Source organism: Rhodococcus sp. 852002-51564_SCH6189132-a, assembly GCF_001665495.1.
In the GTDB taxonomy this organism is placed as follows: Bacteria; Actinomycetota; Actinomycetes; order Mycobacteriales; family Mycobacteriaceae; genus Rhodococcus; species Rhodococcus pyridinivorans.
This window is the reverse complement of the sequence record NZ_LZMJ01000070.1, coordinates 185,608-206,979: the sequence shown is the minus strand read 5'-3', so window position 1 is coordinate 206,979 and position 21,372 is coordinate 185,608. Positions and strand designations below refer to the sequence as shown.

The following is a 21,372-nucleotide window of genomic DNA, read 5'->3' as shown; positions in this document are numbered from 1 at the left end:
CGCGAGCCGGCCGCCACCCGCTGTTTCACAGATCGGTCGTCACCTGCCTGTTTTCAGAGTTCGGTCGCGACCTTCCAGGCACTGTGGATGGCGCCCTCGATGTAGTCGACCCGACCCGCGTCCCCGACGACGCGGACATCGATGTCCGAGCCGGCCAGTTCGTCGGCGAGCGGTGCTGCCGCCGACACACCGGACGCGACCACGACCATGCGGGCGCGTACCGATTTCGTCTCGCCACCCACGGTGAACTCCACCGTCTTCGGGGTGATGCGCTGAACCGTCGCACCACGATGCACCTCGAGGCCGACCTCGCGCGCGTGCTTGACGGCGGTCCACCGGCGCGGCATCGCCATCGGCACCCCGAGCTGCTTCCCCTCGGCGAGCAGCGTCACCCGGCTTCCCCGCTCGGCCATGAACTCCGCGAGTTCGAGCCCGACGAGCGACCCGCCGATCACGACGACGTCCTTCGCCATCGGCAGGAAACGCAGGAACCGCCGGCTCAGATCACGGATCCTCCGAGGGCTCGTGGTGATACCGGCGAGCCTGCCCACCCGGCCCATCACCCGCAGCACCGGGGACTGATCGGAGACGTCGCCCGCACCCGTCATGAGCGCACGCATGCTGTCGCCGGTGTGCACGTGCGGCAAGTCCCCGCCCGGCACGGTGGGACGTTCCCGCACGGCGCCCGTCGCGACGACCACCACGTCCGGCTTCAGGGCGCGGATCGATGCGGAGGTGGCCTCGGCGCCGAGCCGCACGTCGATGCCGAGGCGGGTGACCTCGGCCGTCAGCCATTTCAGCAGCCGCTCGTTGTCGGGGGTGGTGAGGGTCGAGAACCACAGGGTCCCGCCCAGCCGGTCGGTCTTGTCCAGGACGGTGACGCGGTGCCCGCGCTCGGTGGCGACCCGCGCAGTCTCGAGGCCGCCCGGCCCGGCACCCACCACGACGACGTGCTTCGGCGCCGCAGTGCGGACGAACGGCACGAGTGTCTCGTTGCCCAGCGCCGGATTGACCGCACAGATGGGCGTGGCATCCCAGAAGTTCTCCTGCACGCACACATAGCAGTTGATGCACGGGCGGATCTGCTCGCTGCGGCCCTGCTTGAGCTTGGCGACGAGCGCGGGATCGGCCAGCAACTGACGTCCCATCGCGACGAAGTCGGTGACGCCCTCGGCGATCATTCGCTCGCTGACCTCCGGCAGCATGCGGCCGACGGTGATGACGGGGATCGACACCGCACGCTTGATGACCGCCGCGTTGTGGGTGTAGTAGCCGACCTTGTCCGGCAACGGGCCGTCGGTGAAATTCGCGAACGCGTTCAGCGCGGTGCCAGTGACGTGGAGTGCATCGGCACCGGCCTGCTCGAACAGCACTGCGGCAGCAGCGGATTCCTCGACGGACAGGCCGTCCGTCTCACCGTATTCCTGCCCTGCCAGCCGCACGATGACGGCGAGGCGGTCGCCGACCTCGGCCTTGACCGCGCGGATCACCTCGCAGGTCAGCCGGGCCCGGTTCTCCAGCGACCCGCCGTATCCGTCGGTGCGCTGGTTCGTGTAGCGGCTGAGGAAGGCGCCGAGCACGTAGTTGTGGGCGGCGTGGATCTCGACGGCGTCCGCTCCGGCGGCGGCGACCCGGCCCGCGGCCTCGGCGAACATCCGGATCAACCATTCGATGTCGCTCTCGGAGGCCTCGTTGTAGGTGGCCTGCGCGCCACCCTGGATCGATGCCATGCGCTGCAGTTCCGCGGGCGTGCAGTCGGCCATGGCGCTCATGTCGCTCGGCGGCTTCGGGATGCTCGGCACGAGCTGCGGCCGGCCCTGCAGGGTGTCGATACGGGCGACCTTGCCGTGGTGCACCATCTGCACGCACAGTTTGCTGCCGGCCTCGTGGACGGCGTCGGTCAGTGCGCGGAGGCCGGGGATGAACCGGTCCTCGGACAGGCCGGGTTCCTTCGTGCTGGTGCATCCCGCCGGATAGGCGACCGCGCAGCATCCGGTGACGATCAGCCCGGTGCCTCCGGCCGCGCGGGCGACGAAATGATCGATGTCGCCCTGCTCGATCTCCCCGTCCTCGCAGAGGTTCATGTCCATGGCGGGCATCACCACGCGGTTTTCCAGGGTGATCGGCCCGATGGTGCCGGGGGAGAGAAGGCGCGTATAGGTCTGGTTCGGGACTGCCACGCCCGGACGGTATGCCCGGCTCCGTGTGGCCGTCGACACTGTCCCGATGAACGGGATGCGGATCGCCGGCCCGAGTCTTCATCCGGACTTCCCGGTCGGGCAGGACGCCGTTCACCCGAGTGCAGCAGGCTCGGGGGCATGAGCGGACGGATGATCGTGTCGGTGTCGGGGATCCGGGACGTCACGCGCGACCTCGTGGACGCCTTCGCCCGTGAAACGGACGCGCGTGGAGTGCCGTTGTCGCTGTTCGTCGCACCCCGCCTGAAAGACCACTACCGCCTCGTGCGGGATCCGGCGACGCAGGAGTGGCTGCTCGAGCGACGCGAGGGCGGCGACGCGATCGTGCTGCACGGTTACGACCAGGCGGCGACGAAGCGACGTCGCGCCGAGTTCGCGACGCTGCCCGAGCACGAAGCACGGTTGCGCCTGCTCGCCGCCGACCGTGTGCTCGAGGAGACCGGACTGCGCACCCGGCTGTTCGCACCACCGCGATGGCGCGCGTCGCCGGGCGCAGTGACAGCACTTCCGCAGGTCGGTTTCCGGATGATGGCGGACAACGCGGGGATCCACGATCTGGTGGCGGGCACCGTGACGAAGACGCGGCTGTACGCGCTCGGTGACGGTGCGGGGTCGGACGTGTGGCGCTGCCGCGCGATGGTGATGGGCGCGTCGCGGACGGCGCGGCGCGGGGAGCTGCTGCGTCTGGCGATCGCCGCTCCCCGGCTCGCCGAGTCCGGACCCCGGCAGGCGATCCTCGACGCCGTCGACCTCGCGCTGCACCACGGTGCCGAACCGACCGTCCACGCCTGGCGGCCGCGTCCGTCGAACAGCCGCGTGGCGTGATCCCGCCTGGCCCGCCGGTGCTCCCGGTCGCCGCATCCGCTCGGTAATGTTGGCGGCCATGGATGCTGACGTGATCGTGGTGGGGGCGGGACTCGCGGGGCTCGTGGCGGTCGGTGAACTGATCGACGCCGGTCGCAAGGTTCTGCTGGTCGATCAGGAGAACTCGAACAACATTGGTGGGCAGGCCTTCTGGTCGTTCGGTGGGTTGTTCTTCGTCGACAGTCCCGAACAGCGACGACTCGGGATCAAGGATTCCTACGAACTCGCCTTGCAGGACTGGATGGGGACCGCCGGCTTCGACCGCGAGATCGAGGACCGCTGGCCGCGGCGCTGGGCCCAGGCCTACGTCGAGTTCGCCGCGGGGGAGAAGCACGCCTGGCTCAAGCAGCGCGGGCTGAAGATCTTCCCGATGGTCAACTGGGCCGAACGCGGCGGATACGACGCTGCAGGGCACGGCAACTCGGTCCCGCGATTCCACATCACCTGGGGTACCGGTCCGGGCCTCGTCGAGATCTTCGAGCGCAAGCTCCGCGAAGGCGTCGAACGCGGTCTCGTCACGCTGAAGCACCGCCACCGGGTCGACGAACTCGTCGTCACCGACGGCGCCGCCACCGGTGTGCGCGGAGCGATCCTCGAGCCCGCCGACGCGGCGCGCGGCGTGGCGTCCTCCCGCACCGTCGTCGGGGACTTCGAGTTCTCCGCCGGAGCCGTCATCGTCACCTCCGGCGGTATCGGCGGCAACTACGACCTCGTGAAGAAGAACTGGCCGAAGCGGATGGGGGAGCCGCCGAAGCACATGCTCAGCGGTGTGCCCGCGCACGTCGACGGCCGGATGCTCGAGATCACCGAGAAGGCCGGCGGGAACATCGTCAACCGCGACCGCATGTGGCACTACACCGAGGGCATCACCAACTACGACCCGGTGTGGCCCGATCACGGCATCCGCATCCTGCCCGGCCCGTCCTCGCTGTGGCTCGACGCCACCGGCAAGCGGTTGCCGGTGCCGTTGTTCCCCGGCTTCGACACGCTCGGCACCCTCGAGTACATCGTGAGCACCGGCTACGACCACACTTGGTTCGTGCTCGACCAGAAGATCATCGAGAAGGAATTCGGGCTCTCCGGCTCCGAGCAGAATCCCGACCTGACCGGGCGCAGCCTCCGCCTGCTGCTGCAGCGGGTCAGATCGGGTGCCCCCGGACCGGTCGAGGCCTTCAAGGAGCGCGGTGTCGACTTCGTCGTCCGCGACACGCTCGCCGATCTCGTGGCGGGCATGAACGAACTCACCCCCGAGGCGCCGCTCGACTACGAGCAGGTGCGTTCGGTGGTCGAGGCCCGCGACCGCGAGATGGACAACAAGTACACCAAAGACCTGCAGGTCGCGGCGGTGCGCTCGGCGCGGGCCTACGCACCCGACCGCGTCGTCCGCATCGCGGCGCCGCACCGGATCCTCGACCCCAAGGCCGGACCGCTCATCGCGGTCAAGCTGCACCTGCTCACCCGCAAGACGCTCGGCGGGCTCGAGACCGACCTGTCGTCGCGCGTGCTGCGGTCGGACGGGTCGGTCTTCGACGGCCTCTTCGCCGCCGGTGAGGTCGCCGGCTTCGGTGGTGGCGGCGTCCACGGCTACCGGTCGCTCGAGGGCACCTTCCTCGGCGGATGCATCTTCTCGGGCCGGGCGGCGGGTCGCGCCGCCGCCCGCTGAACCTCCCGTCGGCGTCGACTGGGACAGCAGAGCGCGAAACGGTCGTAGGAGCGCGAAACATCCCGCGCCGACGACCGTTTCGCGCTCCGCAGCGTCAGACCTCGACGCCGTCTTCGTGCGGCAGCACGCGGAATTCGGTGCCCTCCGGCGCCATCTCGCTGTACCGGCCGTAGAAGATGCCGCGACCGTTGTCGTTGACGATGCCCTGGTGGATCGGCACGGCGACCCGCGGATTCACCGCGCGCAGGTAGTCGATCGCCTCCCAGATCTTGAGCCACGGCGCGGTCGACGGCAGGGCCAGCACGTCGACGCGCTCGTGCGGGATGTACAGCGAGTCGCCGGGGTGCAGCAGCCGCGACGGATTCTCGTCGTCGCCCACGAGGAAGGCCGTGTTGTCGATGACGGGCATGTCGGGGTGGATCACCGCGTGCCGTCCGCCGGTGCCGCGTACGGTCAGCGAACCCACCGAGAAGGCGTCGCCGGGACGCACCGCGGTCCAGTCGCCGTCGAGCAGGTTCGCCGACTGCGGGTCGGAGAACAACTGCGCTCCGGGGTTGGCCTCGAGGAGCGCGGGCAGCCGGGTGGTATCGGCGTGGTCGGGATGCTGGTGGGTCACGAGGATCGCGTCGAGTCCGGTGATGCCCTCGAACCCGTGGGAGAAATTTCCGGGGTCGAAAAGGAGCTTCGCGCCGAGGTGTTCGACGAGGATGCAGGAATGGCCGAAATGGGTCAGTTGCATGTCGTCGAGTATGCCGTCGGGAGGAGCCCGATGACCGACTCACGGACAGGAACTCCGCTTCGGCAGCTTCCTCACGCCGTCCGCTGCCGATCCGGCGGGCGTCGTCGACCTCGCCGTGGTGTCGGAGAGCGCCTGGACCGCATCGCAGCCCCGGCGAAGCGGTCGACGCACTGATCGAGGCGATCGAAGTGATCCGCGCTCTGTGGTCGGACGAGAAGGGCGCGGCCGGGATCGACGGCACGTACTACCCGCTGACCGGCGCGAAGCGGGGCCCGTTCCCCGCGCACGCTCTCGGCATCTGGCTCGGCGCCTACGGCAAGCGGATGCTCGACGTCACCGGCCGCTTCGCCGGCGGATGGCTGCCGAGTTCGTTCGCCGCCGGGCCCGAGAAGCTGGGGGAGATGAGCGCCCGCGTCGACGAGGGTGCGCACCGTGCCGGGCGTGATCCCGCCGCGATCCGCCGGCTCTACAACATCTCCGGCACCTTCGCGGAGACCGCGGACGGGTCGCGGTCCGACCTCGAACGTTTCGCCGGTGAGGTCGCGCCCCGCGTGCGCGAACTCGTTGTTGCCGAGCGGCGTTGAACGGGGGTGACGGGTCTCGCACGAGCGGGACCTCGGCCGATGCCCTTCCCGGTGGCCACGGCCGGTAAACTGCTGGATGTCCGGTGTCCGTCCCCGGGCGCCAGCACTACTACCGAGGAGCAGCACGTGGCGCGTGTCGTCGTCGAAGTCATGCCCAAAGCCGAGATTCTCGACCCCCAGGGTCAGGCCATCACCGGGGCGCTGTCGCGGCTGGGCTTCGCGGGCGTGACCGACGTCCGTCAGGGTAAGCGTTTCGAGCTCGAAGTCGACGGCAGCGTCGGCGACGAGGAGCTCGAGAAGATCGCCGAGTCGTTGCTCGCCAACACGGTGATCGAGGACTGGGCCATCCGGCGGATCGACGGTGACGCATGAGCGCACGCATCGGAGTCATCACCTTCCCGGGCACGCTCGACGACGTCGACGCCTCCCGCGCGGTGAAGCTCGCCGGTGGTGAGGCCGTGAGCCTGTGGCACGGAGACGCCGATCTCAAGGGGGTCGACGCGGTGATCGTGCCCGGCGGCTTCTCCTACGGCGACTACCTGCGCTGCGGTGCCATCGCACGGTTCGCACCGGTGATGGGCAAGGTCGTCGAGGCCGCGCAGAAGGGCATGCCCGTCCTCGGCATCTGCAACGGCTTCCAGGTGCTGTGCGAGGCGGGTCTGCTGCCCGGCGCGCTCACCCGCAACGCCGGTCTGCACTTCGTCTGCCGCGACGAGTGGCTGAAGGTCGAGTCGAACACCACCGCGTGGACCTCGCGCTACGAGGCCGGCGCCGAGATCCTCATCCCGCTCAAGTCGGGTGAGGGCCGCTACCAGGCATCGGAGAAGGTGCTCGACGAGCTCGAGGGTGAAGGTCGCGTGGTGTTCCGCTTCGCGGGCGACAACCCGAACGGTTCGCAGCGCGGCATCGCCGGCATCTCGTCGGCGAACGGCCGGGTCGTCGGTCTCATGCCGCACCCCGAGCACGCCACCGAGGCGCTCACCGGCCCCAGCGATGACGGACTCGGCATGTTCTACAGCGTGCTGGACGCGGTCGTCAACGCGTGACCGCCTGACCGGAATTTTCCGGCGAAGCCCCCATCGCCCCCCGGGTCGTGGGGGCGTCGCTCGTTCCGGCGGGCTCGAGGAATCCTTCGAACCGAAGTTCCGGAACAGGAGAGACGGAACGAGGGACCCCGCCACCGTCCCGATCGGCTGCGGAATCCCTCGTCCCTACAACCCGGAGCTCGACCCCCCGATCAAGTCCCGGGCGCGATGTCGTCGTCATCCCCCATGCGCGACATCGCGGATCAGTCTGCCGGAGCCGAATCGTCCTGTCCTGAGTAGGACTACCCAAATCGGGCCTGTCCGTCGACGGGCGTTGCGTGTCGGTCCCCGGCGGTACCGTCGCGCCATGACAGCGACCATTGCGATGATCACCTTCGACACGACCGATCCGGCTCCGATCGCGAGATGGTGGGCCGAGCGTACGGGCGGCCGCATCGAGCAGGAGAACGACGGCTGGTTCTTCATCGTCGCCCTGCCACAGGGCATCAGGCTGGGCTTCCAGAAGGTGTCCGATCCGACACCCGGGAAGAACCGCGTGCACCTCGATCTCGCCGCCCCCGACCTCGACGCCGAGGTCGAGCGCTTCGTGCAGGCCGGCGCGAAGGAGGTCCACCGTGAGGACATGGGCGACGACTTCCGCTGGGTGACGCTCGCCGACCCCGAGGGCAACCTGTTCTGCGTCGCCGAGGGGCACTGACACTCGGTACGAGGAGAGCGGGCCGGCGCTTTCGGTCGGCGCTCCCGCTGTCCGTGATGCGAAGATGCAGTCATGTCTTCCACGCGTGCTGATGCTCGGGGTCTCTGTAATTTCGTCGACCTGTCGCCGTCGCCGTTCCACGTCTGCGCCACCGTCGCCGCGGCGCTGACCGAGGCGGGCTTCGTCGAACTGCACGAGCAGCAGGCCTGGCCCTCCGAACCGGGACGCTTCTTCCTGATACGCGGCGGGTCGCTGATCGCATGGAGCACCGAGGGTGTCGCCGACGATCCGGCCGCACCCTTCCGCATCGTCGGCGGGCACACCGACAGCCCCAACCTGCGCGTCAAGCAGCATCCCGACCTCACATCGGCGGGCTGGCGGATGGTGGGACTCGAACCGTACGGCGGTGCGTGGCTCAACTCGTGGCTCGACCGCGACCTCGGCATCTCCGGCCGCTTCACCGTGCGCGCGGCGGAGACGACCGAGGACGTCCTCGTCCGAGTCGACGCGCCGGTCCTGCGTGTCCCGCAGCTCGCCATCCACCTGTCCGAGGACCGCAAGGGCGTCCAGCTCGACCCGCAGCGCCACGTCAACGGCGTCTGGGGAGTCGGCACCGAACCGCGCTCGTTCATCGCGTGGGTCGCCGAGCAGCACGGAATCGACCCGGGCGCGGTGCTCGGCTGGGAACTGATGACCCACGACCTCGCACCGAGCGCGGTCGTCGGGCCGGGCCGCGACCTGGTCAGCGCACCGCGTCTCGACAACCAGGGCACCTGCTACGCCGGACTGCACGCCCTTCTCGCCGCCGCGGAACACGTCGCAGCGCACGGTGGCCCGATGCCGCTCCTCGCCCTGTTCGACCACGAGGAGGTCGGCAGCATGTCCGACCGCGGCGCCTTCTCGGAACTGCTCGACACCGTCCTCGAACGGATCGTCCTGCTCCGGGGTGGCGGCCGAGAGGAGTTCCTCCGCGCCCGCGCCGGCTCGATCGTCGCGTCCGGCGACATGGCGCACGCCACGCACCCCAACTACCCCGAGCGGCACGAACCCGCCCACCGCATCGCGGTCAACGGCGGACCGGTCCTGAAGGTGAACCAGAACCTGCGCTACGCGAGCGACGCGACCGGTGCCGGAGCCTTCGCGCTGGCCTGCGAGCAGGCGGGGGTCCCGCTGCAGCGGTACGTGCACCGCGCCGACCTGCCGTGCGGCTCGACGATCGGCCCGATCACCGCGTCGAGGACCGGCATCACGACCGTCGACGTCGGCGCTCCGCAGCTCGCCATGCACTCGGCGCGCGAGTTCATGGGCGCGGACGACGTGGCGAGCTATGCGCAGGCCCTGACCGCTTTCCTGACCCCGGCATCGTGACCGCGTTCGCCCGCCCCGAAGCACCCGCCGGTGACACACTGAAGACGGTCGTGTCCGGTCGGAGAGAACGGGGGAATGCAGTGGACGTCCCGTCCTACCCCGATCATCTGCTGTCCCTCGACGAGTGGGCGGCCCTGCCCGAATCCGACGGGCACCATGTGGAGGTGTGCGAGGGCGTGCTCCTCGCCGCGCCCGCGCCGGGGGCGGCGCACGATCATGCCGCGGTGACCCTGGCGTTGCTCCTCGACGAGAAGCTGCCCGACGAATGGTGCGCGCTCGGAGGCGTCGAGGTGCTGGTCGCGGAGAAGCCGCTGACGGTGCGGTGCCCCGACGTGATCGTCGTGGGACGCTCCCTCGTCGACGCCGATCCCGATCGGGCGCCGATCTCCGAGGTGAAGCTGGTCGTGGAGGTCACCGTCGACGGCACGGCCCGCACCGACCGCGTCACGAAGTTCTCCGAATACGCGGAGGCCGGCGTCCCGCAGTACTGGATCGTCGATCTCGGCGGACCGCCGGTGATCGCGACCTTCACGCTCGTCGACGGGTGGTACCGATTCGACGGGGAGCACTCGGGCACCGTCACCCTCGATGCGCTGGGCACCGAGGTGGCCGTCACACCGTCGGGGTTCGTGCCCGCACCGGTGAACCCCGTCGCGCCTGCACAACGATAGACTGATCCGCGGCAGTTCCCGCCCGGCCTGCCGTTTTCGATCCCAGAGTGAAGGGACCCGACGCCCAGTGTCACCGCACGTGGATACCGTCTCCCACGCCGCCGAAACCCCCGACGCCGCTCAGCCCTATCGGGAGCTGGGTCTGAAGGAAGACGAGTACACCCGGATCAAGGAGATCCTGGGCCGTCGCCCCACCGACGCCGAACTCGCCATGTACTCGGTGATGTGGTCCGAGCACTGCTCGTACAAGTCGTCGAAGGTGCACCTGCGCTATTTCGGCGAGACCACCACCGACGAGATGCGTGAGTCGATGCTCGCGGGCATCGGTGAGAACGCCGGCGTCGTCGACATCGGCGACGGCTGGGCCGTCACCTTCAAGGTCGAGTCGCACAACCACCCGTCCTACATCGAGCCGTACCAGGGCGCCGCGACCGGCGTGGGCGGCATCGTCCGCGACATCATGGCCATGGGCGCCCGCCCGATCGCCGTGATGGACCAGCTCCGCTTCGGCGCCGCCGATCACCCCGACACCCGTCGCGTCGTCGACGGTGTCGTGCGCGGTGTCGGCGGCTACGGCAACTCCCTGGGCCTGCCCAACATCGGTGGCGAGACCGTCTTCGACGCCTCCTACCAGGGCAACCCGCTCGTGAACGCGCTGTGCGCGGGTGCGATGCGCGTGGAGGACCTGCACCTCGCCCACGCTTCCGGCACGGGCAACAAGGTCATCCTGTTCGGTGCCCGCACCGGCCTCGACGGCATCGGCGGCGTGTCCGTCCTCGCCTCCGAGACCTTCGACGACAGCGCCGGCGGCCGCCCCAAGAAGCTCCCGAGCGTGCAGGTGGGCGACCCCTTCACCGAGAAGGTGCTCATCGAGTGCTGCCTCGACCTCTACCGCGAGAAGCTCGTCGTCGGCATCCAGGACCTCGGCGGTGCCGGTCTGTCCTGCGCGACCTCCGAGCTCGCCGCCGCCGGCGACGGTGGCATGCACATCGACCTCGAGCGTGTCCCGACGCGCGCGAAGGGCATGACCCCGGCCGAGGTGCTGTCCTCGGAGTCGCAGGAACGCATGTGCGCGGTCGTCACGCCCGACAACGTCGACGCCTTCATGGACGTCTGCAAGAAGTGGGACGTCCTGGCCACCGTCATCGGTGAGGTCACCGACGGCGACCGCCTGGTCATCGACTGGCACGGCGAGACCGTCGTCGACGTGCCGCCGCGTACGGTCGCGCACGAGGGCCCGGTCTACGAGCGCCCCGTCGAGCGCCCGGCCTCGCAGGACGAGCTGATCGCGAACACCACCGCCGGCCTGAAGCGTCCGGAGACCGCCGACGAGCTGCGCGAGACGCTGCTGAAGATGCTCGCGTCGCCGGCGCTGTGCAGCCGCAAGTGGATCACCGAGCAGTACGACCGCTACGTGCGCGGCAACACGGTGCTCGCCGAGAACGCCGACGCCGGTGTGGTCCGTATCGACGAGGAGACCGGCCGCGGCATCGCGCTCGCGACCGACGCTTCGGGCCGCTACACGCAGCTCGATCCGTACACGGGCGCCCAGCTCGCCCTCGCCGAGGCCTACCGCAACGTCGCCGTCACCGGTTCGACGCCGAAGGCCGTCTCGAACTGCCTGAACTTCGGTTCGCCCGAGGACCCCGGCGTGATGTGGCAGTTCCAGCAGGCCGTGCGCGGCCTCGCGGACGGCTGCGCGAAGCTCGGCATCCCCGTCACCGGTGGCAACGTCAGCTTCTACAACCAGACCGGCGCCACCGCGATCCTGCCGACCCCGGTCGTCGCGGTGCTCGGTGTGATCGACGATGTGCACCGTCGCATCCCCACCGGCGTCGGCCTCGAGCCGGGCGAGACGCTGATCCTGCTCGGCGAGACCCGCGACGAGTTCGACGGCTCCATCTGGGCGCAGGTCGAACACGACCACCTCGGTGGTGTCCCGCCGAAGGTCGATCTCGACCGTGAGCGGCTGCTGTCGGAGATCCTCACCGCCGGTTCGCGCGACGGCCTGATCTCCGCCGCACACGACCTGTCCGAGGGTGGTCTCGCGCAGGCCGTCGTCGAGGCCGCACTCGCGGGCGAGACCGGCTGCCGCGTGCTGCTCCCCGAGGGCGCCGATCCGTTCGTGACGTTGTTCTCCGAATCGGCCGGCCGCGTGCTCGTGGCCGTGCCGCGCACCGAGGAATCGCGCTTCACGGGCATGTGCACCGCACGCAACATGCCGTGGGTGCGCATCGGCGTCGTCGACGAGGGATCCGACTCCGTCGAGATCCAGGGCCTGTTCTCGATCCCCATGACCGAGCTGCGCGAGGTGTGGGAAGGGACCCTGCCTGCCCTGTTCGGGTAACCGTGCCGGCCACCCAGGTCGATCGACTGGCGGCGTTCGAGGCCCGGCAGGGCCGGATCATCGCCGCGGTCACCGACTTCGGTGAGCGCCACCCCCTCACCGCGCGGGTGTGGGGGTGGCTCGGCCTGGACTTCACGGGCGTCGCCTTCGCCGCGCTGTTCTTCTGCTGGTCGCTGACGCCGTCGCTGCTTCCGCGCGACTGGCTCTTCCAGGGCCTGATCGGCGGTATCAACGCCACGATCGGGTACGGCGTCGGATGCGTCGTCGGCTGGCCCGTGGCCCGCTTCCTGCTCCCCGCGTGGCGATGGTGGCCGCCGCCGCTGCCTGTGCTGCGTGCCATCAAGGTCGCGGTTCCGGTCGCGGCCGTTCTCGCGTCGCTCGTCGCGCTCGTGCTCTCCGCCGGCGAGCAACGCCAGCTCGCCGCCCTGATGGGTGTCGAGGGCACCACGACCTCGGGATATCTGCGCACCATCGTGCTGAGCGTCGCGGTCGCTGCCGCCCTCATCGCTCTGTGGCGCGGGTTGCGCGACATCGTCCGCTGGGTGTCGATGCTGCTCATGCGCCGTACCCGGATGCCGCTCGGTCTCGCCCGCACGCTCGGCGTTCTCGTCGTCGTGTTGGCGACCTTCATGCTCATCGACGGCGTGCTCGTCCGAGGCTCCTACGCGATCGTCAATCAGGCGTTCGGCCTGGAGGACGACACCACTCGTCCCGGGGCGATCCAACCGGTCGACCCCGCAAAGTCCGGCAGTCCCGAGTCCCTCGCGGCCTGGGAGACGCTCGGATTCGAGGGTCGCAACTTCGTCTCGCGAGGACTCGACGCCGAGGAACTGACCGCCGTCAACGGCAGTCCCGCACCGGAACCGATCCGCGTGTACGTCGGTCTCGACACCGCACCCACCCCGGAAGAACGCATCGACCTCGTCCTCGCGGAACTCGAGCGGACCGGTGCCTTCGACCGCTCGACGCTCGTCCTGATCCCCACCACCGGCACCGGCTGGGTCAATCCCACCGCGGCCCGCGCGATGGAGCTCGTGCACAACGGCGACCTGGCGATGGTGGCCTGGCAGTACTCCTACCTCCCGAGCTGGATCTCCTTCCTCGCCGACCGTGAGAAGGCTGCGGCCGCAGGCAAGATGCTGATCGAGCGGGTACACGAACGCTGGTCGCAGCTGCCCGAGGACGACCGCCCCGATCTGTTCCTCTACGGCGAGAGCCTCGGCACGCAGTCGGGGGAGGGTGCCTTCGACAGCCTTGCCGAGATCCGCGCCCAGATGGACGGGGTGTTGTGGGTGGGCCCGCCCAACTCCAACCGTCTGTGGCGGCAGCTCGTCGAGCGCCGCGATCCCGGCACGACCGAGGTGCAACCGGTGTACGCGGACGGTCTCGTCGTGCGCTTCGCAGACAGCCGGGAGGCGATCCACGAGCCCGACACACCGTGGCTGTCGCCGCGCGTGCTCTACATCCAGCACGCCTCGGATCCCGTCGTCTGGTGGTCGCCGGACCTGTTGTTCTCCCGCCCCGACTGGCTGTCGGAGCCGCCCGGACGCGACCGGCTGCCGCAGATGCGGTGGTTCCCCTTCGTCACCTTCTGGCAGGTCTCCGCAGACCTCACCAACGCTGCCGGCGTCCCCGACGGACACGGCCACAACTACGGGTCGGCGGTGCTCGAGGGATGGATCGAGATCACCCAGCCCGAGGGCTGGACCGAGAACGACACCGAGCGGGTGCGCATCGCCCTCGAGGCGTTCGCGGAGGACGACGGGCCCGAGAAATGACATCGCGAGTCGCTGCAGTGACCGGTACCGCCATGAGCTGCACCGCTGCGGGATGTGCCGCCGCGCTGGTCGCGTGGAACAACCTCGTCCTCCCGGCGATGGATCTCGGTCCGCGCGGCCGGGCCGCAGCGAACGTCGGATTCGGTGTCGCGCTCGCCGCGGCGACCCGCGCGGCCGGGGTCTCCGCAACCGAGCTCGGCTGGCGCGGGGCAGGGAAGGGCCTGCGGTGGGGGACCGCGTCGGTGGTCCTGCCCGTCGCGGCCTACACGGTGATGCTCGCCGTCCCACCCGTACGACGGCGGATGGCCGCCGGAGCGCGACGCGCCGACCACACCGAGTGGGTCTTCGTGCACATCCCCTTCGGGACGGTCCTGGCCGAGGAGCTGCTGTTCCGATCGGTTCTGTACGCCCTGACCCGCCGCGAGTCACGGAGGTGGCACCGGGTGCTGACCTCGGTAGCCTTCGGGCTCTGGCACGTCGCCCCCGCCCGGCACGCCGGGGACTCGGTGCCCGGAACCGTCGCGCTCACCGCCCTGAGCGGGGTGGTGTTCGACGAACTGCGACGACGGACCGGCAGCGTCGTCGCGCCGATGCTCCTGCACCTGGCGATCAACGCCGGCGGGGCCGTCGCCGTGGGCATCGCGACGAGGCTGCGTACTTCCGAGCGCGACGCGCGTCGCTAGGGTGTGCTGCCATGGCACCCCGGAGACCCGTCGACCCCGCCGAACTGCGCGCAGCTCTCGAACGGGTGGGTCCGTGGATGAGGGGGGAGAGCGACGAGAAACCGCCGCGCTCCGATCTCGCCGCCGCTGTGCGGCTCAGTGCCCGCAGCCTCGAGCAGATAGCCCCTGGGTCGAGTGTGGAGGTTAGGGTGCCGCCTTTCGTGGCCGTCCAGTGCATCGAAGGCCCGCGTCACACGCGGGGGACACCACCGAACGTCGTCGAGACCGATCCGCGGACGTGGCTGCGTCTGGTGGTCGGCAGCATCGATTTCGCCGGGGCCGTGGACTCGGGTGCGGTGGAGGCGTCGGGTGGGCGCGCAGCGGAGATCGGACGGCTGCTCCCGATCGCCCGACTCTGACGTTTGCCGGGGTTCACGCCGGGCGTCCGGGAAGAAGCACCCCGCGCTGCCCGTAGAATGGGGGGAGCCCCGCTTGTCCAGCCTCAGGGAGCACGTCCGTGACCAGTGCCGATCTGTCGGTCCACACACGTAATCTTCTCGCCTCCACCGAACCCGAGAACGAACCCCGCGAAGAGTGCGGAGTGTTCGGAGTGTGGGCTCCCGGCGAGGACGTGTCGAAGCTCACTTACTACGGTCTCTATGCGCTGCAGCACCGAGGGCAGGAAGCTGCGGGCATCGCCGTGGCCGACGGTTCGCAGGTGCTCGTGTTCAAGGATCTCGGTCTCGTCAGCCAGGTCTTCGACGAGCAGACGCTCGCCGCGATGACCGGCCACATCGCCATCGGCCACTGCCGTTATTCCACAACCGGGTCGACGACCTGGGAGAACGCGCAGCCGATCTTCCGCACCACCGCCGCCGGCTCGGGCGTCGCGCTCGGCCACAACGGCAACCTCGTCAACACCGCCGAACTCGCCGAACGCGGACGTCGTCTCGGCGTGCTCGATCCCACACGGCCCGGTGCGGCGAACTCCGACTCCGACACCGTCGGTGCGTTGCTCGCTCACGGCGCGAAGGACAGCACGATCGAAGAGGCCGCGATGAAGCTGCTCCCGCAGCTGCGCGGCGCGTTCTGCCTGACCTTCATGGACGAGCACACCCTCTACGCGGCCCGCGACCCCTGGGGTATCCGCCCGCTGTGCCTCGGACGCCTCGACCGCGGCTGGGTCGTCGCCAGCGAGACCGCCGCCCTCGACATCGTCGGTGCCTCCTTCGTTCGCGACATCGAGCCCGGCGAACTGCTCGCGATCGACGCGGACGGTGTGCGCTCGTCGCGCTTCGCGAACCCCGAACCCAAGGGCTGCGTCTTCGAGTACGTCTACCTCGCGCGCCCCGACTCGACCATCGCCGGTCGCTCCGTCCACGCGACCCGCGTGGAGATCGGCCGCCGGCTCGCGAAGGAACACCCGATCGACGGCGATCTGGTCATCCCGGTACCCGAGTCGGGCACCCCGGCCGCCGTCGGTTACGCGCAGGGCTCGGGGATCCCGTACGGCCAGGGCCTGATGAAGAACGCCTACGTCGGCCGCACCTTCATCCAGCCCAGCCAGACCATCCGCCAGCTCGGTATCCGGCTCAAGCTCAACCCGCTGCGCGAGGTGATCCGCGGTAAGCGCCTCGTCGTCGTCGACGACTCGATCGTGCGTGGCAACACCCAGCGCGCCCTGATCCGCATGCTGCGCGAGGCCGGTGCTCTCGAGATCCACGTGCGCATCGCCTCGCCGCCGGTCAAGTGGCCCTGCTTCTACGGCATCGACTTCGCGTCGCCGGCCGAGCTGATCGCCAACGGTGCAGGTACCCGCGACACCGTCGAGGAGGGGCACGACTACGACGAGATGGTCGAGATGGTGCGCAGGTCGATCGGTGCCGACTCGCTCGGCTACATCTCGATCGACGGCATGATCGGCGCCACCGAGCAGCCCGCATCCCGTTTGTGCGCTGCATGTTTCGACGGCCACTACCCGATCGCCCTCCCCAGCGAACATCAGGCGGGCAAGGACGTCCTCGCCGGCGTCGTCGACACCGATTCGGCCACCCCGACCGTGTTGGACAACGACAACGCGGACGTTCTCAGTCGGCCGTAGAAGCTGGTCGGGTACCGTAAGTGCCGCGGTCGGCACGGTTCGGCGTGCGTTTCGCATGCCCGGACGCAGGTGTGCCTGCCCGCATGTAGCCAGATATTTCACGACAAGACACAACTCGAGGCTGGAGCCGACAACTCATGACCGAGGACGCAACCCCCGGAGCTTCCTACGCCGCGGCGGGCGTGGACATCGAGGCCGGTGACCGAGCCGTCGAACTGTTCGCCCCGCACGCGAAGAGGGCCACCCGCCCGGAGGTCATGGGCGGCCTGGGTGGGTTCGCCGGTCTGTTCGCGCTCAAGGACGGATACAAGGAGCCGCTGCTCGCGGCGTCCACCGACGGTGTCGGCACCAAGCTCGCGGTGGCGCAGGCACTCGACAAGCACGACACGGTCGGTCTCGACCTCGTCGCCATGGTCGTCGACGACCTTGTGGTCTGCGGCGCCGAGCCGCTCTTCCTGCAGGACTACATCGCCGTCGGCCGCGTGGTGCCCGAGCGGGTCGCGGAGATCGTCGCCGGCATCGCCGAGGGCTGCGTCCAGGCCGGTTGCGCGCTGCTCGGTGGCGAGACCGCCGAGCACCCGGGCGTCATGGCCGCCGACGACTACGACCTGTCCGCGACCGGCGTGGGTGTCGTCGAGGCCCAGAAGCTGCTCGGACCCGACCGCGTGCGCCCCGGCGACGTCGTCATCGCGATGGGCGCCTCGGGTCTGCACTCGAACGGCTACTCGCTCGCCCGCAAGGTGCTGCTCGACATCGGCAAGATGAGCCTGACGGCGCACGTCGACGAGTTCGGTCGCACCCTCGGCGAGGAGCTGCTCGAGCCCACCCGTATCTACGCCAAGGACTGCCTCGCGCTCGCCGCCGAGACCGAGGTGCGTACCTTCTGCCACGTCACCGGTGGTGGTCTCGCCGCGAACCTCGCGCGCGTGATGCCCAAGGGGCTCGTCGCAGAGCTCGACCGCACCACCTGGAGCCCGGCTCCGGTCTTCGGCCTCATCGCGCAGCGCGGACGGGTCGAGCGGGTCGAGATGGAAAAGACCTTCAACATGGGCGTCGGCATGGTGGCCATCGTGGCCCCCGAGGACGTCGACCGGGCTCTGGCGGTGCTCACCGCCCGGCACATCGACTGCTGGACGCTCGGCACGGTCCGCAAGGCGCAGGACGGCGCCGACGAGCGCGCGGTGCTGCTCGGAGACCACCCGCGCTTCTGACGGGCGCGCGTCGCCCGACGCGAACACGACGAAAGGCCGGTTCCCCCAGGATGAATGGGGGAACCGGCCTCTCGGCTACTGCCGTGTTGTGAACTCGGAAGTCACAGGCTCGAAGGCTGCGGACGGTGACGAGCGCCGTCCGGCCTCGCGTCGAACGCCGACCACACCACCGGCGGGCGGGGAGCCGAAAGTCGGCCTCCCCCTCCGTCGGAGAGTGATATCAGGTCAGCGACGCCAGTCGTCGTCGTAGTCGTCGTCCCAACCGGAACGTTGCTCGGCGAAGACTTCGTCCCGCTGCGAGTTGGTTGCTCCGCCAGACAGCTCTCGCTGGAGGCTCTCGAAGTCGGTGGACGGCGAGCTGTACTTGAGTTGCCGTGCAACCTTGGTCTGCTTTGCCTTAGCCCGGCCGCGGCCCATGGCCAACCCCCTCGCGCTTTGACGGGGCGGCCTGGGGAAAAGTGGCGGCCCCGGTGTGTTGAGTATTTTCCTGACGCCCACTTTAGCGTGGAAACTTCGGTTGCGCCTCCACACACCCGGCTGGGCCGGTGTCCGTTACGCCTCATAACGACCCGACCTGCATGAATGCTGTTGAAATGTGATAGAGATGCCCTTCAGAACACCCCCGGGACGGCCCGGACGGTGCCGACTCGCACGCCACCACCGAAGACCGGTGCCGACGAGAGCACCGCCAGCCGTTCGGAATCGAAGGTCGCGGCGTTCGTGGCGGCACCCGCTCCGAGGCGGTGGAGCAGGGCCGCGGTGAGCGGGAGGCGTGCCCGCTCGTGCCCGTCGTCGATCTTGAAGGCGAAGGATGTGCCGTCCGGCAGCGCGCCGGCGTGGATCCCGTCGGCGCCCGCCTTGCACAGCAGACCGCCCACCGCGCGCATGAGCTTCAGATCGTCCTTGCCGGTGCCGGAGATCAGGAACGGATGCTCGCGCACCGCGTCGGCGACGGCGCGCTCGGGCGTGCCGACCTCCGCCGTCGCGAGCCGCGAGTAGGCGCGGGCGAGATTGAACAGGGGGACGGGCACGATCGGCAGACCACAGCCGTCGATTCCGAGATCGGTGTCCTCGATGTCGCCGGTCAGTTCGAGGATCGTCTCGGTCACCAGCTGCTGCAGCGGGTGGCCGGCGTCGGTGTAGCCGTCGGTGTCCCAGCCGTTCGCCGCGCACGCCGCGAGCATCGCCGCGTGCTTGCCCGAGCAGTTCATGTAGATCGACCGCGGCGTGCGTCCGGCGGCGAGCACCTCGGCGCGGGTGAGTTCGTTGCCGGGCAGATCCGTCGGGCAGCGCAGGTCCTTCTCGGTGAAACCGGCACCGGACAGGATCCGCTCGACGGCCTCCACGTGGTCGGCCTCACCTTCGTGCGACGCCGTGGCGATCGCGAGTTCGGCGGAGTCGCGGGGGACGAAGCCGGCGCGCAGCAGCGCGACCGCCTGCATCGGCTTGTTCGACGACCGCGGATAGATCGGCGTGTGCACCTCGCCCAGCGAGACGAGGACCTCGCCGTCCGGGTCCAGAACGATCAGCGAGCCGCGGTGGATGCACTCCCGGAAGCCCGAGCGCACCACCTCGACCAGTTCGACGCTCAACGACTCTCTCCCTTCCGTGCCCGCCCCTCCTGTGGTCGTCCGGCGAGGCGGCGAGCCTTGTCGGCGACGCTGGGAGCGATGTCGGCCTGCTGCTCGAGCATCGCGGCGACCCGCTCGTGGCCCTGCCCGGTGAACAGATCGCGCACCGTGGCCGCGTGGGAGGGGACGTGCTCGACGACGATGCGGTCGCCCGCGGCCACCGGTCCCTCGGAGATCACCTTCAGGTACGCGCCGCAATCGCCGCGAGCGACGAACCGGGTGGCCCAGTCGACTTCCTCCGAACGGATCGCGAAGGTGCGGCAAGGGGTACGGGGGCCGGTCACCTCGAGGAGCAGACCGCCGTCGCCGACGCGCCACCGCTCGCCGATGACGGCGTCGGTGGGGGAGAACCCGGCGACGTGCAGATTCTCGCCGAACCAGCCGATGGGCAGTTCCCGGTCGAGTTCGGTGCCCCAGCGGCGCGACTCGTCCTGCGAGAAGGCGTAGACGGCCTTGTGGACGCCGCCGTGGTTGGCGGTGTCGCACTGGCGGTCGCCGGTCAAGCCGAGCTCGCCGACGTGCACCGGCCCGTCGACGGGACGCTTGTCGATCGCGGTGACGGGATTACGCCGCAGTCCGGTCTCGTGCAGCGTGTGCACGACGCAGACCGCTGCGACGGTCCCCGAGGTCGCCGGCCGCGTGCCGGCCGTCTCGGCGGTCACCGGCCGCGCAATCGGTCGACCGCCGCCCTTCCTGCCTGGATGCCGTCGTCGGGAGGGATGGAGTCGGGGTCGATGGACGCCGCGCACGGTCCTGCGACGAGGGCCGTGTCGGGCGTGATGGTGCGCTTGACGAGCGCGAGCGCGATCGGCCCGAGTTCGTGATGGTCGACGATCGTGCCGATGCGTCCGACCGCGCGACCTCCGGCGGTGATGTCGTCGCCCGTCTCGGGTCGTCCGTCGGCCGAGCCGTCGAGATGGAGAAGGACGAGATGTCGCGGGGGCTTGCCGAGGTTGTGGACCCGCGCGACGGTCTCCTGACCGCGGTAGCAGCCCTTGTCGAGGTGGACGGCGCCGTACTGCTCGGGTCCGCCGACCCAGCGGGCCTCGTGGGGGATGGTGCGCTCGTCGGTGTCGACACCGATCCGGGGACGGACCGCTTCGACGCGCAGGGCCTCGAACGCCCAGCTGCCGGCCGGACGCGCGCCGGCGTCCCGCAGGGCGGTGAAGATCGCGGTGAGCGACTCGCGTGGCACCAGGAGGTCGAAGGAGTGCTCGGTGGGCCACGGCATGCGGCGGACGAAGCCACCGGCGGGCAGGGCGACGGCGGCATAGGGTTCGGCCGGCAGCGCGTCGATCCCGAGCACGGCGAGCACGGCGGGGCTGCCGGCGTCCGGCCCGAGGAGGCTCAGGACCGCGAGTTCGTTGCCGTCGCGGGGTTCTGCCTTCGCCCAGAACACCATCTTCTTCAGGAAGGCCAGCAGGTCGGGTCCGCGGTCGGCTTCGGTGTCGATCCACGTCACGCCGTCGAGGTCGGTCTGCACGAAGTGGTGTTCGACGCGGCCGTTCGCGTCGAGGCTCAGGTTCTCGGCGGAGGTGCCGTTCGGGAGCGACGCGATGTGCTGGCTGGAAATGGTGTGCAGCCAGCTCAGGCGTTCGTCGCCCGGAACAGCGAGGACGAAGCGGGTGGAACGGTCGACCACGGCGGCGGACGTGGCGGCGGCACGTTGCTCGCCGAGCGGGTCGCCGTAATGCCAGGGAAGTCCGGCATCGGACCCGCCGGAAGGCGAGGCGACTGCGCCGGGAAGTGCGAGAAGGGCGCTTTCGGACACGATCGGAGACTCGGTCACGACACCAGTCTATGGGGAACCGG

20 protein-coding genes are annotated in these 21,372 nt (G+C 69.8%); 14 read left to right on the top strand and 6 right to left on the bottom strand.

What is annotated here, in order from left to right; all coding sequences use genetic code 11:
- Positions 1 to 53: 53 nt before the first annotated feature.
- Positions 54 to 2,180 (bottom strand): oxidoreductase, encoded by a 2,127-nt coding sequence (locus tag A5767_RS17580; RefSeq protein WP_064852803.1) that lies wholly within the window; start codon positions 2,178 to 2,180, stop codon positions 54 to 56.
- 138 nt (positions 2,181 to 2,318) lie between these two features.
- Between A5767_RS17580 and A5767_RS17575 the strand changes: the two genes are divergently transcribed.
- Positions 2,319 to 3,023 carry a DUF2334 domain-containing protein gene (locus tag A5767_RS17575; protein ID WP_024103003.1) on the top strand — a complete coding sequence of 235 codons (705 nt, stop codon included), beginning with the start codon at positions 2,319 to 2,321 and terminating at the stop codon, positions 3,021 to 3,023.
- Between the two features lie 58 nt (positions 3,024 to 3,081).
- Positions 3,082 to 4,725, top strand: a complete 1,644-nt coding sequence (locus A5767_RS17570; protein WP_064852802.1) for an FAD-binding dehydrogenase — start codon at positions 3,082 to 3,084, stop codon at positions 4,723 to 4,725.
- Between the two features lie 94 nt (positions 4,726 to 4,819).
- On the opposite strand, the gene A5767_RS17565 is transcribed toward A5767_RS17570, so the two are convergent.
- A complete protein-coding gene (locus tag A5767_RS17565; protein ID WP_064852801.1) occupies positions 4,820 to 5,464 on the bottom strand; it encodes an MBL fold metallo-hydrolase in 645 nt (214 codons plus the stop codon).
- 188 nt (positions 5,465 to 5,652) lie between these two features.
- Between A5767_RS17565 and A5767_RS17560 the strand changes: the two genes are divergently transcribed.
- The 12 genes from A5767_RS17560 (at position 5,653) to purM (ending at position 17,929) form a co-directional block, all read left to right on the top strand.
- Positions 5,653 to 6,048: an LLM class flavin-dependent oxidoreductase gene (locus tag A5767_RS17560; RefSeq protein WP_064852800.1), complete on the top strand. Its 396-nt coding sequence runs from the start codon at positions 5,653 to 5,655 to the stop codon at positions 6,046 to 6,048.
- Between the two features lie 126 nt (positions 6,049 to 6,174).
- On the top strand, positions 6,175 to 6,420 hold the full coding sequence (purS, locus tag A5767_RS17555; RefSeq protein WP_006551824.1) for a phosphoribosylformylglycinamidine synthase subunit PurS: 246 nt from the start codon (positions 6,175 to 6,177) through the stop codon (positions 6,418 to 6,420).
- Complete coding sequence (gene purQ / locus A5767_RS17550; RefSeq protein ID WP_006551823.1) at positions 6,417 to 7,094, top strand: phosphoribosylformylglycinamidine synthase subunit PurQ; 678 nt, start codon at positions 6,417 to 6,419, stop codon at positions 7,092 to 7,094. The genes purS and purQ overlap by 4 nt, the downstream gene beginning before the upstream one ends.
- A 346-nt stretch (positions 7,095 to 7,440) precedes the next feature.
- Positions 7,441 to 7,791, top strand: coding sequence for a VOC family protein (locus A5767_RS17545; RefSeq protein WP_024103006.1), 351 nt, complete (start codon positions 7,441 to 7,443; stop codon positions 7,789 to 7,791).
- 72 nt (positions 7,792 to 7,863) lie between these two features.
- Complete coding sequence (locus A5767_RS17540) at positions 7,864 to 9,159, top strand: M18 family aminopeptidase (RefSeq protein WP_064852799.1); 1,296 nt, start codon at positions 7,864 to 7,866, stop codon at positions 9,157 to 9,159.
- Positions 9,160 to 9,239: 80 nt separating this feature from the next.
- A complete protein-coding gene (locus A5767_RS17535; RefSeq protein ID WP_006551820.1) occupies positions 9,240 to 9,830 on the top strand; it encodes a Uma2 family endonuclease in 591 nt (196 codons plus the stop codon).
- 67 nt (positions 9,831 to 9,897) lie between these two features.
- On the top strand, positions 9,898 to 12,177 hold the full coding sequence (gene purL / locus A5767_RS17530) for a phosphoribosylformylglycinamidine synthase subunit PurL (protein ID WP_064852798.1): 2,280 nt from the start codon (positions 9,898 to 9,900) through the stop codon (positions 12,175 to 12,177).
- Positions 12,178 to 12,179: 2 nt separating this feature from the next.
- Complete coding sequence (locus A5767_RS17525; RefSeq protein ID WP_006551818.1) at positions 12,180 to 13,955, top strand: alpha/beta hydrolase; 1,776 nt, start codon at positions 12,180 to 12,182, stop codon at positions 13,953 to 13,955.
- On the top strand, positions 13,952 to 14,638 hold the full coding sequence (locus A5767_RS17520) for a CPBP family intramembrane glutamic endopeptidase (RefSeq protein WP_082937734.1): 687 nt from the start codon (positions 13,952 to 13,954) through the stop codon (positions 14,636 to 14,638). Before A5767_RS17525 ends, A5767_RS17520 begins: the two co-directional genes overlap by 4 nt.
- An 11-nt stretch (positions 14,639 to 14,649) precedes the next feature.
- Positions 14,650 to 15,036, top strand: a complete 387-nt coding sequence (locus A5767_RS17515; protein WP_024103011.1) for a sterol carrier family protein — start codon at positions 14,650 to 14,652, stop codon at positions 15,034 to 15,036.
- Between the two features lie 98 nt (positions 15,037 to 15,134).
- Positions 15,135 to 16,718 carry an amidophosphoribosyltransferase gene (gene purF / locus A5767_RS17510; protein WP_006551815.1) on the top strand — a complete coding sequence of 528 codons (1,584 nt, stop codon included), beginning with the start codon at positions 15,135 to 15,137 and terminating at the stop codon, positions 16,716 to 16,718.
- 137 nt (positions 16,719 to 16,855) lie between these two features.
- Positions 16,856 to 17,929: a phosphoribosylformylglycinamidine cyclo-ligase gene (gene purM / locus A5767_RS17505; RefSeq protein WP_006551814.1), complete on the top strand. Its 1,074-nt coding sequence runs from the start codon at positions 16,856 to 16,858 to the stop codon at positions 17,927 to 17,929.
- Between the two features lie 225 nt (positions 17,930 to 18,154).
- Here the strand turns inward: purM and A5767_RS17500 are convergent, their stop codons facing one another.
- The 4 genes from A5767_RS17500 to ygfZ all read right to left on the bottom strand — a co-directional run bounded on the left by A5767_RS17500 (position 18,155) and on the right by ygfZ (position 21,349).
- Complete coding sequence (locus A5767_RS17500) at positions 18,155 to 18,346, bottom strand: DUF3073 domain-containing protein (protein ID WP_006551813.1); 192 nt, start codon at positions 18,344 to 18,346, stop codon at positions 18,155 to 18,157.
- Positions 18,347 to 18,540: 194 nt separating this feature from the next.
- Positions 18,541 to 19,521: an asparaginase gene (locus A5767_RS17495; RefSeq protein WP_033096833.1), complete on the bottom strand. Its 981-nt coding sequence runs from the start codon at positions 19,519 to 19,521 to the stop codon at positions 18,541 to 18,543.
- Entirely contained in the window at positions 19,518 to 20,222 is a 705-nt protein-coding gene (locus A5767_RS17490; protein ID WP_033096832.1) for an MOSC domain-containing protein, read from the bottom strand. Before A5767_RS17490 ends, A5767_RS17495 begins: the two co-directional genes overlap by 4 nt.
- Positions 20,219 to 21,349, bottom strand: coding sequence for a CAF17-like 4Fe-4S cluster assembly/insertion protein YgfZ (ygfZ, locus tag A5767_RS17485; protein ID WP_064852797.1), 1,131 nt, complete (start codon positions 21,347 to 21,349; stop codon positions 20,219 to 20,221). The genes A5767_RS17490 and ygfZ overlap by 4 nt, the downstream gene beginning before the upstream one ends.
- Between the last annotated feature and the right edge of the window lie 23 nt (positions 21,350 to 21,372).

Coding starts and splice junctions, on each gene's coding strand:
- A5767_RS17575 (WP_024103003.1), top strand. CDS start 2,319: ATGAGCGGACGGATGATCGTGTCGGTGTCGGGGATCCGGGACGTCACG.
- A5767_RS17570 (WP_064852802.1), top strand. CDS start 3,082: ATGGATGCTGACGTGATCGTGGTGGGGGCGGGACTCGCGGGGCTCGTG.
- A5767_RS17565 (WP_064852801.1), bottom strand. CDS start 5,464: ATGCAACTGACCCATTTCGGCCATTCCTGCATCCTCGTCGAACACCTC.
- purQ (WP_006551823.1), top strand. CDS start 6,417: ATGAGCGCACGCATCGGAGTCATCACCTTCCCGGGCACGCTCGACGAC.
- A5767_RS17545 (WP_024103006.1), top strand. CDS start 7,441: ATGACAGCGACCATTGCGATGATCACCTTCGACACGACCGATCCGGCT.
- A5767_RS17540 (WP_064852799.1), top strand. CDS start 7,864: ATGTCTTCCACGCGTGCTGATGCTCGGGGTCTCTGTAATTTCGTCGAC.
- A5767_RS17520 (WP_082937734.1), top strand. CDS start 13,952: ATGACATCGCGAGTCGCTGCAGTGACCGGTACCGCCATGAGCTGCACC.
- A5767_RS17515 (WP_024103011.1), top strand. CDS start 14,650: ATGGCACCCCGGAGACCCGTCGACCCCGCCGAACTGCGCGCAGCTCTC.
- purM (WP_006551814.1), top strand. CDS start 16,856: ATGACCGAGGACGCAACCCCCGGAGCTTCCTACGCCGCGGCGGGCGTG.
- A5767_RS17500 (WP_006551813.1), bottom strand. CDS start 18,346: ATGGGCCGCGGCCGGGCTAAGGCAAAGCAGACCAAGGTTGCACGGCAA.